Here is a 12238-nt window from a genome sequence, read left to right as displayed (position 1 = left end):
TTAAACATGACCACCAGACTACGGATCGCTTTTTTTTAACCCCAGCCTCATATGGACAGGAGGGACGCTATGGACAAGATTCTGAGAATCAACATGAGTGCCCAGGGGGGACCGGCCGTCAAGACCGAAGCCCCAGGAAAATATGCCGGTTTGGGCGGCCGGGCAATGACCTCGGCAGTCATTGCCGGGGAAGTGCCCCCCACCTGCCACCCCCTGGGAGATGCCAACAAACTGGTCATCGCACCGGGAATACTCAGCGGTTCGGCGGCGGCCATGTCCGGTCGGGTCAGTGTCGGCTGTAAAAGCCCGCTCACCGGCGGCATCAAGGAGGCCAACTCCGGAGGACAAGGGGCTCAGGTGATGGCCCGACTGGGCTACGCAGCCATCATCCTGGAGGGGAAGCCCGCAGATGACAGCCTGTACAAGGTCTTCATCAACAAGGACGGCGTCAAAGTGGAATCCGCCGCCGATCTCAAGGGACTGGGAAATTACGCCACGGTGGACAAACTCGCCGCCCAGTACGGCAAGAAAGTCGCCTGCATCACCATCGGCCAGGCCGGCGAAATGAAAATGTCCGCCGCCTCCGTCGCCTTCTCAGATATGGAGCAGCGCCCCACACGCCACGCCGGGCGCGGGGGCGTCGGTGCCGTCATGGGATCCAAAGGCATCAAAGCCATCGTCCTTGACGACGACGGCATGAAAATTCGAACGCCGGCGGAGCCCGAAAAGTTCAAGGCGGCCAACAAGGCTTTTGTCGAGGGGTTGCGCAAGCATCCGGTCACCGGCGAGGGCCTGCCCGCGTTTGGCACCAACGTGCTGACCAACGTGGTCAACGAGGCCGGGGCATACCCCACCAATAATTTTCAGAAAGGCCAGTTTGCGGGTGCATCCAACATTTCCGGCGAAACCCAGGCCGCCCTGGAAAACAAGCGTGGGGGTGAAGGGTCGGCCACCCACGGCTGTCACCGGGGATGCGTGATCCGCTGCTCCGGCACATTCTACGACAAAGACGGCAACTACGTCACCAAACAGCCCGAGTACGAAACCGTCTGGGCCCACGGCGGCAACTGCGGCATCGACGATATCGACATCATCGCCCAGCTGGACCGCATGGATGACGATTTTGGCCTGGACACCATCGAAATGGGTGCCACCATCGGCGTGGCCATGGAAGCCGGTCTGGCCACGTTCGGCGACGGCCAGGCAGCCATCAAACTCCTCCGGGAAGTCGGCGAAGGTACCCCGCTGGGAAGGATTCTGGGCAACGGCGCCGCGGTTGCCGGCCAGGTTTTCGGTGTAGAGCGGGTGCCGGTGGTCAAGCGCCAATCCATGCCTGCCTATGACCCCCGAGCAGTCCAGGGCATCGGTGTGACCTACGCCACCACCACCATGGGTGCCGACCACACCGCCGGCTACGCCGTGGCCACCAACCTGCTGGGGGTGGGCGGCAGCGTCGACGCCCTCAAACCAGAAGGCCAGGTGGAGCTGTCCAGAAACCTGCAGATCGCCACCGCGGCCATCGACTCCACCGGCATGTGCCTGTTCATCGCCTTTGCCATACTGGATCAGCCGGACACCTTCAATGCGCTGGTGGACCTGGTCGGCTCATTCATCGGCCAGCCGATGACCGCCGATGACGTCACCGCCCTGGGCAAAACGGTGCTGAAAAACGAGCGCGCATTCAACCTTGCCGCCGGCTTCACCGCCAAGGACGACCGTCTGCCCGACTACTTCAAAAATGAAGCCCTGGCGCCCCACAACGTTACTTTCGGCGTCAAGGATGAGGAGTTGGACACCGTCTTCAACTGGTAGGATGATTTTTTGAAGCGGTTTTACAGCAACACACGGGGAGGTCCGCAAGGATCTCCCCGTTTGCTTAACGATGACCCACCTGTCTCCCGCGGAGAAAGACCCATGATCCGACTTCACCTGCATGTCAACGCGCCTGGTGTGCCTCTGTTTTGCTCGCTGTTTGAAAAAGGGGTCGTCCTGCCCACGAGGACCGGTTGCACCCTGCGCGATTTTCTGTGCGGTCAGCTCGGCCTTTCCGGCGAGTACCTCGACCGGCGGGTCCAGACCCTGTTTCTGGATGCCCGGCCGGTGGACGATGTGGACAAGGCAAGGGTCCGGGACGGATCGGTGCTGGCCCTGAGTGCAGCCATGCCCGGCCTGCTGGGGGCCACCATGCGCAAGGGCGGACGATACGCCGCTTTTCGTGAAGACATCTCACAACATGGTGATGAGTGCGGCATCTGCGAAACATCAGGGCGGGTAACGGTCAAGCTGTTCAACATGGTTGCCAAAGAGGTCGGCGGCGGTCTGCTGCAAGCGGGCATCGAGGTGGATGGTAGCGATCTTCAACGGATCGCGGATCGTTACCCCGACGAGTTGGCCCGCAGCATCCGACAAGTCCGAATAGATGATCGTATAGTAACACCGGACATTACCTTTTTCTCAACCCTGCCGGATGAGCGGGTATTGCTGTCCGTCAGCATCGCCGGGTAAAAACCGCACCCAGGCGGTTCCCTTTTGCTGTCAAACCGGATAACGCTGTCACCTTCCTGGACCGGTTAAAAAAACCACGCGCCCCCCTTCCCGATCACCTTCGATTCGCCCCAGTGAGGTCTCTTGTCCCTATCGTTCGGCAACCGGTGAGCACGAAATTTGTTTCCCGCCCTTTCATCCATCGTTTTCAGCGCAACCAACATTTCACCACAAGCATTCCATTTCGATCGGCGATATGGGAAGATGGTTACCGTCATGTCCGCATTGGCCGGAAATGGACGATAATTGATCATGGAGAGATAACATGGAAGATGACCAGTCCATCGCCGAACTGCTGTCAACCGTAGCCGGACAATACCAAAAGCAGATCGCAGACGACACCCTGGCGAAAAACAAAACGCGGCTGGAGATCCTCCGCAAACTGGAACTGATTTCCCAGAGCATCAAAGGCCTAATGAAATACGAACAGGAAGGGCTGTAGCCGCCGCAGCCGCCTTCCCTGCCATTGAACGCAGCCTTGACGAAAGCGGACATCGATGAAATACTTTGCCCCATTCATGCATCATCAAAACCTGCTGTGATACCGCATGAGTCGGAAATGCCCCTGCAGGCAGCAGCCATCTTTCTGAAAAAAGCATTGAACCCTCCCCGCGGCAAGCCGCGGGGAATGCGCTCGCTATCGCGGTTCAACGCTGGACCGGGAAACGGATCGCCATGAAGGGTTATCCTTCTGTTGGACCGGCACTGGCCCTGACGATGCTATTCCTGTTCCTGGCCACCGCCGGTTACGGCGAACCGCTGGCCCCGATTCGAATCGGGGCCACGGTCTCCTTATCCGGCAGGTTCAGCGAGCACTCGGCCATGGTCAGGGACGGCTACCGGCTCTGGGAAAGGCAGGTCAACCAGCATGGCGGGCTGATGGGCCGCCCGGTGGAGCTGGTCGTCTACGATGACCGCAGCGATCCAGAAAACGTTTACACGCTTTATCAGCAGCTGATCCACCAGGACCGCGTCGACCTGGTTCTCTCACCCTACGGAACCCCATTGACCCTGCAGGCATCCCAGGTCAGCGAAGCCCAACAGATGGTGATGCTGGCCTGCGCAGCCTCGGGCAAGGCAATCTGGAACCGCGGGTACCGGCATGTATTCGGCATGTATGCCATGGCCGACCGCTATTTCATCGGCATGCTTGACCTGATGGCCAGGCAGGGCCACGACTCCGTGTGCATCATTTATGAAAATAATCCCTTTAACGTCGACGTGGCCGAGGGTGCGGAAAGGTGGGCCAGACGGTTCGGCATTGCCGTGGTCCTGAAGCAGTCCTTCGCACCCGGGTCGAGCCAGTTGAGCGCGTTGCTGAACGACGCGGTCGAGAAAAACGCGGCCGGGATGATCCTCTCCGGCTACCCGCCCGAGGCTTACCGCCTTCTCAAGCTGATGCAGGCGGCCGACTGGCGACCCAAGGCAATCGGCATGACCATCGCCCCCATCCACCCGCACTTTTTGCGCAATGCCGGTCCCATTGCCGAGGGCATTTTCGGGCCGTCCCAATGGGAGCCCGATGAGCGCATTCCGTTTCCCGGGACCATCAAATTTATCAGGGATTTCAAGGCGGCTTACAACAAGCTTCCCTCCTACCACGCGGGGTCGGCCTATGCCGGCTGCCAGATTCTGGAACGGGCCATCACCGACCTTCAGGAAATCAACCACGCCCGGATCAGGGATTATATCAGTTCCCTGGACACCGTCACCGTTATCGGCCGGTTCAAAGTGGACCACCAGGGCAGGCAGGTGGGGCACAACCCCATCCTGGTGCAATGGCAGGACGGCCGAAAAGAGATCGTCTACCCCACCAAAATGCAGACCGCAAGCCCACGGTTTTAGCAACCTTTCGGAGCAAGTGCCGTGAAAACGAACACCACCCGGCCCTTTCAAAAACGCATTCTCCTCTCGATCCTGCTTCCCGTCCTGGGCATGGGTATTGTCTTCTGCATGGTTTCCACCAGTTTGATCACCCCTCCCATCCTCGAGGTTATCCAGACACGGATCGATTCCGAGTTGCACCACGCAACCAACATGGCACTCCAAATCTGTGAAACCCATCTCAACTACCTGATGGATCTCCGGCTGGAAGATGACCGCGAAATGAACGCTGCATTGAAAATGGAGGCCGCCAAGGAAATCAGGGGAATCACCCGGCGGTTTAACGACGTCCAAATGATGGTGGTCACCGGGGATGGCCGCGTCCTGGAGACATCCGAACGTCTGGAGCGGGACGATCTTCGTCTCCCGTTGATCAAACAAAAAATGACGGATATACGAAATCTCCACTTCTGGGGCAGCCCGGTACGGACATACTACTTGTATTTCCCATTCTGGGACTGGTTCGTGGTCGGCTATATTCATGAAAAGGACTACCAGGCTCCGTTGGCACTGGCGCGTCGGGTCATCTACATCGGGACTTTCGGCCTATTGGCAGCCATCTGGATGGTTCTGCTGGTTGTCGTCAACAACCTGATCAGTTCGCCGCTCAGGCGCTTGGCCGATGCCACCCGCAGGGTGGCAGAAGGAGACTTCTCCCTGCTGTCCAATTCCCGCAGGGATGAAATCGGCCAGGTGGTGGATACCTTCAACACCATGGTGGAGAGCCTGGAAAGAAAAAACAGGGAAGTATCCGTACTCATCGACGCCCTGAAGGATTCGGAAAAGCGTTACCGGGATCTGTTCGATGGTGCTGCCGAAGGCATCCTGGTAGCCGAGGCGGCCACGAAACGGTTCCGCTACGCCAACCCCGCCATCTGCCGCATGCTGGGCTATTCGGAGGCGGAGCTGACGTCGATGGCAGTCACGGATATTCATCCCAGGGAAGAGCTTGCCAGGATTTTAACCAATTTCGAAAACCAGGCCCGGGGAATTGGCAATTCAATGACATCTGAGATTCCGTGCTTGCGCAGCGATGGTTCCATCATCTATGTGGATATCAAAGCGACCCCGGTCACCGTCGACGGGGTCCGATGCAATCTGGGGTTTTTTACGGATGTAACCAGCCGTCGTGCCGCGGCGGCCGAGCACCAGGAGCTGGAAAACCGGCTCCACCGTTCGGAAAAGATGGAAGCCCTCGGCCTGCTGGCCGGCGGGGTGGCCCATGACCTGAACAACATTCTCAGCGGGCTGGTCAGCTACCCGGAATTGCTCCTGATGGATCTTCCCGAAGAGAGCCCCCTTCGCGGTCCCATCCGAACCATCGAAAAATCGGGTAAGCGGGCGGCGGCCATCGTCCAGGATCTGCTGACCCTGGCTCGGCGGGGGGTGGCCGTGTCCCGGGTAACCAACCTCAACCGGATCGTCAGCGACTACCTTCAATCCCCGGAACATGAGAAGCTGAAACAGTATCACCCCAATGTTGTCATCGACATGGATCTGGACGAACGTCTGCTGGACGTCAAAGGCTCTCCCGTCCACCTGTCCAAAACCGTGATGAACCTGGTGTCCAATGCCGCCGAGGCGGCTGGCCCGGCCAAAGGGTTCATCACGCTGTCCACCCGCAACCAGTACGTGGACCGCCCGATTCGAGGCTACGACGAGGTCAGGGAGGGCGATTATGCCGTGCTGACGGTGTCCGATGACGGCAGCGGCATTGCCCCCGAAGACCTGAAACGGATTTTCGAGCCCTTTTACTCGAAGAAAGTCATGGGCAGAAGCGGCACCGGATTGGGCATGGCCGTGGTGTGGGGCACGGTGAAGGACCACAACGGCTATATCGATGTAGTGAGCACCCCGGGACGGGGCACCACCTTCACGCTCTATTTTCCGGTGACCCGGGAAACCCGTCACGCCGAGATCGCCGAGCGTTCCATCCACGGTCTGCAAGGCCGCGGCGAAACCATTCTGGTCGTGGATGACATCCCGGAACAGCGAGAAATCGCCACCCGTATCCTGACCCGCCTGGGCTATACCGTGGAATCGGTTCCCAGCGGAGAGGATGCCGTCGAATACATGCAGACGGGGCACGCAGACTTGATGATACTGGATATGATCATGGACCCGGGCATGGATGGTCTGGACACCTACCGGGAAATACTCAAAACCCATCCGTACCAAAAGACAATCATCGCCAGCGGCTTTTCCGAAAACGACCGTGTCCGGGAAGCCCATCGCCTCGGCGCCTCCCAGTATGTGAAAAAACCCTATACCTTAGAGAGCATCGGAATGGCGGTAAAAGCCGAGCTTGGATCTGACGCGGACAGAGCCTGATCCGGCTCATGCACGCAGACCGATGTCCACCGGCAGCCCCCTGACCATCCATCCATCACTCAGGCGCCTATCGCCGCTGTGTACATCAGCGCGTCCTTCCCCCAAACCAGTCGACCATCTCGCGCACGGTCTGCTGGTCGAACTTGAGGCGGAACTGCATAAAGGGGCCTTTGGCGGTATAGCTGCCAGCCGAAAAATCCTCGTCCTCGAATCCGGTGAAGTTGTACCCCACGCTAAGCCAGGCATTTTTCACGATGGCATACCCGACGGAGGCGCCGGTACTGTACTCAACCTGACCGGCATTCCAGGAGTGCAGCACGCTGCCGCGAACGCCAACATCCCAGTGCCGGGTGATGTCGTAGCGCGCCTCCAGGCCCACCAGGTCCGTAAAACCCGTGTAGGTGTCGTCGTCAAAGCTGTCCAGCACATACTTGGCGCCATACTGCAGGGCCAGCTGCAGCCGGTGGTCAGGTTTGTAATTGAGGTTGAGGTTGTTGACGATGCGCCGGCTGTCGGTATCTGCACCGCTGCCGTCGGTACTGTCGAATTTGTAATCCAGCCGATCGAGAACGATCCAGCGGGTGTTTTTGGGCCGCCAGGCCAGGCTCAGCCGGATATTGCCGGTGGTGTCGTCCGGTCCGGTTTCCGAATCGGTGATATTGAGCTGCAGCCCGGCAGACAGCCCCAGTCCCCGCATCGGCTCGACGATGAAGCCGGAAAGCAGGTTCCACTTCTCCTCGTCGTCCGCAAAACGGGTTTCCGCACGTGACGTCCAGGACCAGCGATCGGCCCGGTATCCTGCACCCAGGCTCAGGGCGGTGAAATCATCATCGGCGAAGCTGTCCATGCCGGCGTCGCCGGAAGCCTCGATGGTGTGGCTGCGTTCGAACCCGCCGTCCATGCTCCAGCGGTCATTGATCTGCCAGGTCTGGTTGAGCCCCAGGTTGGCGAATACCCGCTGGGAGGCGTCGGTGATTTCCCGACCCACGGATGTGCCCAACTGGCCGCCGCTCCAGGGGGTGGCCTTGACGCCGGCACGGGTTGACTGGGTGTCTTCGTCGCTGCCCCAGGTCAGCTCCTGTTCGCCGAAGAGCGATACCGCGTCGGTGAGACGAAAATCGGCCCCGGCCACGGTGCGGGTAGGATAGGCAGGACTGTTGGCTCCATCGTTGAGCAGCTGTTCGTGATCCAGGCGAAGCCGCAGGCGGTCCTCGTAAAAGGTCCGTGCCGCACCGGCCAGCAGCAGATTGGAGCGATCCACCGAGCCGTCGGCGAGGCGATCCTCGGCCAAACGAAGGCCGCTGTAAAGCCGATAAAGGTTGTTGTCAAATGTGACCCTTCCTTCACCCATATCCTGTTCGGCATCGGTGACCAGATCATAATGCCGATAGAGGTCACCGCTCAGGGTGAATTGCCGGTTTACTCGGTAGTCGGCCTCGGCTCCGATCTTGCGGGTGCCGGTTTCGCTGGCATTCTGCTGACCGAGACCGAAATGCTCACCCTCCTCGCGGGCGTATACCCTGGCCTGGAGGTTACCGGAGGCCCTGTATACTTCAGCCAGCCAGGCGCTGTCACGCAGGACCTGGCCGGTCTCTTCTCGACGGGTGGCGGCCAATTCCGCCTTGAAGGTGCTTTTCTCATCCAATTTCACGGTCAGGTCGGCACCGCCAAGGTCCCCGTCGGCGTTGACCGGTCCTTCGTGGATGTAGGTACCGCCGACTTCCACCCGCTCGTCCATCATGCGGACAGCACCACGCCCGCCGTAGGTATAGGATTCATCCGTCTTGTCGTCGGATTCGTATTCGACAACGATATAGATCGGGTTGAACCCGCCGTCCCGGCTGTACACCGGTGATTTGAAAAAGAGGGTCCCGGCATCGTAGTCGATGCTGTAGTCCACGTAGCGGGCCATGGACTGGGTGGAGAGGATGACCTCGCTTTTGTAGCGGTCGCGGGTTTCGATGGTCACCTTTTCCGAGTTGATCAGGATATTCTTGCGGGTCAATCGGTAAAGGCCCGAGGTGCCGTCGCCCCGGATCTCGTCCTTGACGAAGGCCTGGTTCGTATCACTGGCGAAGCCGTTGAAGCTGAAGGTCTCTCCGGCATATTCGCTTTTCAGGCCGTTGAGGGTGCGGCTGTACTTGCTCAGTTCGGTAACCGTAAGACCGGTGTCATAATCACCGAAAAGCAGGTAAAACTGCTCACGTTCCAATTTAATGTACAATTTGCGAACGCTGGCCGCATCGTACTGCTGCGTGGTGTTATCTCCGTAAAGGGTGTAGTAGGTGTCCGGATCGATGCTCTGGAACAGCGAGTTGTCGGGGTCCTGCCGGTCTTTCTCCGAATCGTAGGCCAGGGTCAGCAGCCACTTGCCGCGAACCTTGCCCTTGGCGAAAAATGCCATGCGGCCGTCTTTGTAGAATTGCTCTTCTTCATCGGTCTCGGCGAGACTTTCCATGTTCCCTGAAACCGTGTTGTACCCGGCGGTGCCTTCGGCCAGACCCACGATGATCCACTCGCGCAGGTGCGGCTTGACATAGATCTCGGCGTCCACCCGGGCATCGTTATAACCCAGGGAGACCCGGTAGCGCCCGCTGGCGGTAACCGGGGCGAAACTGGCCCGGCCGTCGGCCGCCACATGGACCGTCTTCGTCTTCTCCGGCGGCCGCCTGCTGAGCGTGTCACCACCGGACTGGCAGGACTTCAGGTTGCCGTCACGGATTTCCAGTTCGGCCGGGGCATCGATGGGCTGGCCGTCGCCGTCCAGCAGCTGAAGGGAAAGGGTGACCGGGGTCTTGCCGTCGGCCACGTTGTCTCCGGCAGCGATCACCCGGATAGCGGCAATCTGGCCGGTGCGGACGACACGGCAGGTCCTTTTAAACCGGACGTTGCCGAAGGGGCCGATGCCCTGGAGTTCCAGCGTATGCCGGCCGGCGGCGCCGAAATCCACACCGATGTAGGAGTAGAGCGTGGTCTTGCTGGCCGGGTCCTTCAGCGTAAAGCCGATGCGCTTGGCGGAGATCTCGTTGCCGTCGAGCAGCAGGCGGGGTTTGAGTCCGGCATCCAGGCGCACGCGAACGGCGTTGATCGGATTCGTCAGCCGGCTGCCGTCGGCCGGGGCCAGGATGCCCGGTGCTTCTGCAATCGCGGCGGTGTCGCTTGCAACGGCGGCTGCTGCTTCGCCCGGAATGCCGCAACCGGACGTGAGATCGCTTCCCACTGCCGGCGTGGACGGGTCCGAACCGGGTTTGCGCGTCACATGAAAATCGGCCCGCCACAGGGTGCCACCCTGGAGGTCGACGAATTGGGACCAGGGCGTACCGGCGAAGCGGGTATTCATTTCACAGGCATCCGGCTCAACGGTTTCCGGCAGACTGTCGACGTCCAGTTGAACCACGTGGACACCCTTTGAAACCCCTTCAAAGTGGTACATGCCCTGCTCGTCGGTAATCACGAAGGTGCCGTCTTCCATGTAGATCCGGACACCCTGGACCCCGTCGGCCGCATCGGTAGCCGCGTCATCGCAATTATCGGCAATCACCCGCCCCACGATGATGTTCTCGCTGCGAAACAGATCCTCTTTCACCCGGACGGTGGCCGATGCCGAGTTGGAACCGTTGCCGGCATCGTCGCCGGCTGTGGCCGTATTCACGGCCTCACCTGGCCGGGCCCCTGCAGCGACTTCCACCACATAGCGCACCTGGGTCGTTGCAGCGGCGGCCAGGTTGCCCAGGTTGAAAGAGAGCGTACGGCCATCGGCGGTTATTTGTGGGTTGGCGATGCGGATGCCGTCCTGCCTGGCCGACCCGTTTTGATATCGAAACCCCAACGGCAGGCGGTCGACGATGGCCACGCCACCGGCAGGATCCGCATCGGTGTTTTCCAGATCCAGGATGTACTGGAGGAAATCACCGATGGCGACGGTATCCGTTGAAGCGGTTTTTCTCAACCACAGGGTTCCTGACAACGGATCGACGGGAATGTCCAGATTCACTGACGGCCCCGGATTGACAGTAAAGACATCTGCACGAGAACCCGGCTCCCGGATGGCGAAGGGGCCGCCCGGCAGGGCCTGGAGGCGCGCCGTTGGCACCACTGAAGGCGCACCGTATCCTGCCAGCGGGTTGATCTCGATGCGGTAATTTCCGGGAGCCACGAAGGGGAAGCGAAACCCGCCGTTGGGAAAGCTGTACGTCCGTCCCGAACTGTCGGTGACCGTTCCGCCGGAAGTGATGGTTGATGGAAAGACGCTGATGCCGTCGTCACCGAACACTGTGGCCGGCAGGCCGGTGGCGGCATTGATCAGGGTAAGTCCCACCCCGTCCAGCGGGTTGCCCGTACTGCTGTCGAAAACGATGCCGTAGGGATCGACCAGCACCGAGGCCGTCGCCCGATCCATGGCATCGACGCTGTCCACATATTCGCCCACCAGGGGTTCAGCCGCGCTCACGTGAAGCACACCATCGAATGGCGTTGCGGATCCGTTGCCGGTGCTCTGGATGTATCCGCAAAATATACCGCTGCTGGGGGCGGTTTCCGTGAGCAGCAGCAGCTCGCTTTCTCCGATGGACGCCACCGAGACGAGCACCCACACCGTTTCTGCAACCGATGGATCCTGGTTCTGGTCGCCATCGGCCACCTCGATGAAGATCGGTTCGTTCTGGTGATAGGTGGTGGCCGCCAAAAGGGGCACCGGGCTGCTCAGGTCGATGGGCGTGCTGCTGCCGGCGGCGTATATCAGGTTGAGGGTCTGGGTACCGCCGGAGGTGGTGCCGTCGTTGCTGCTCAACGTGGGGGGAACCATGAGCGGTGTGGCGCCGGGTGCGGTGGGCGCATATTGGTAAAAGGTGATTTCCGATGGGGTGGGGGCGTCCAGGAATGCCGTTACCGACGTCGAGGAAATCACGCTGCCGGCGCTGGTCAATTGGGCCGAGTTGGTGAAAGGCGTTACAGCATACGCCGCCCCCATATGGAGAAGCACCGTCAGCAGCACCGCGGGGAGGAGGCGCGCGATGCGGCTGACGGTGCTTTTTCCCCTGTCACGCACCACTGCCGACCTGCCGTGCAAGGCAGGCGAGCAGTCATGGCGAAGCGGTCCCTTTCCAGGGGCTTGGCTTCCGCGAAGTGACAGGCTGTGGATCATGGGTTAACGCTCGTTGCTCCGGTTAGTTGTTGATGGTTACCCGGTAAACGATGAAAACTTCGCTTGATGAAGCCACGCTACCCCCGGAAACAGCCGTGGCGCCGGTACCCACGTGGACCGTCAAGTCCGCACCAGCCAATGTGGCGGCATCATCGCCGGATCCTTCGGTCAGCGACGTCTCCGTGCCGCCGGTGACATCCACATAGATCACTTCATTCGCGCCATAGGCATCCGAAACGAAGGTCACGAAATCCGTAGGCAACACATCAGCGATGGTGCAATCACTGACAGCGCCGGCACCGGAATTGTCCACCAGCAGCAGGTACTCCAGCGTAT

At 60.1% G+C, this 12238-nt stretch carries 7 protein-coding genes; 5 read left to right on the top strand and 2 right to left on the bottom strand.

The annotated features are described in order from the left end of the window. The first annotated feature begins 69 nt into the window (after positions 1 to 69). The 5 genes from ACZCED_RS12210 (at position 70) to ACZCED_RS12190 (ending at position 6759) form a co-directional block, all read left to right on the top strand. Positions 70 to 1812 carry an aldehyde ferredoxin oxidoreductase family protein gene (locus ACZCED_RS12210; RefSeq protein ID WP_464860891.1) on the top strand — a complete coding sequence of 581 codons (1743 nt, stop codon included), beginning with the start codon at positions 70 to 72 and terminating at the stop codon, positions 1810 to 1812. A 102-nt stretch (positions 1813 to 1914) separates the two neighbouring features. After that, a complete protein-coding gene (locus ACZCED_RS12205) occupies positions 1915 to 2505 on the top strand; it encodes a hypothetical protein (protein ID WP_464860890.1) in 591 nt (196 codons plus the stop codon). 304 nt (positions 2506 to 2809) lie between these two features. Further along, complete coding sequence (locus ACZCED_RS12200) at positions 2810 to 2986, top strand: hypothetical protein (protein WP_462969746.1); 177 nt, start codon at positions 2810 to 2812, stop codon at positions 2984 to 2986. A gap of 233 nt (positions 2987 to 3219) precedes the next feature. Continuing rightward, entirely contained in the window at positions 3220 to 4389 is a 1170-nt protein-coding gene (locus tag ACZCED_RS12195; RefSeq protein WP_464860889.1) for an amino acid ABC transporter substrate-binding protein, read from the top strand. A 21-nt stretch (positions 4390 to 4410) separates the two neighbouring features. Then, complete coding sequence (locus ACZCED_RS12190) at positions 4411 to 6759, top strand: hybrid sensor histidine kinase/response regulator (protein WP_464860888.1); 2349 nt, start codon at positions 4411 to 4413, stop codon at positions 6757 to 6759. Between the two features lie 85 nt (positions 6760 to 6844). Here ACZCED_RS12190 and ACZCED_RS12185 read toward each other — a convergent pair whose 3' ends face one another. Next, the gene (locus tag ACZCED_RS12185; protein WP_464860887.1) at positions 6845 to 11902 is read right to left on the bottom strand and encodes a hypothetical protein; all 5058 of its coding nucleotides are present in this window, start codon (positions 11900 to 11902) and stop codon (positions 6845 to 6847) included. 22 nt (positions 11903 to 11924) lie between these two features. Further along, positions 11925 to 12238 (bottom strand): hypothetical protein (locus tag ACZCED_RS12180; protein WP_464860886.1); only part of this gene is annotated, 314 nt, incomplete at its 5' end.

Source organism: Desulfosarcina sp. (genome assembly GCF_055467485.1).
Note: the sequence above shows the minus strand (reverse complement) of the source record. Positions and strands in the feature narration are given on the sequence as shown.

Excerpts from the sequence above, each read along its gene's own strand:
- ACZCED_RS12195 (WP_464860889.1), top strand. The coding sequence starts at position 3,220 with ATGAAGGGTTATCCTTCTGTTGGACCGGCACTGGCCCTGACGATGCTA.
- ACZCED_RS12200 (WP_462969746.1), top strand. The coding sequence starts at position 2,810 with ATGGAAGATGACCAGTCCATCGCCGAACTGCTGTCAACCGTAGCCGGA.
- ACZCED_RS12205 (WP_464860890.1), top strand. The coding sequence starts at position 1,915 with ATGATCCGACTTCACCTGCATGTCAACGCGCCTGGTGTGCCTCTGTTT.
- ACZCED_RS12185 (WP_464860887.1), bottom strand. The coding sequence starts at position 11,902 with ATGATCCACAGCCTGTCACTTCGCGGAAGCCAAGCCCCTGGAAAGGGA.
- ACZCED_RS12210 (WP_464860891.1), top strand. The coding sequence starts at position 70 with ATGGACAAGATTCTGAGAATCAACATGAGTGCCCAGGGGGGACCGGCC.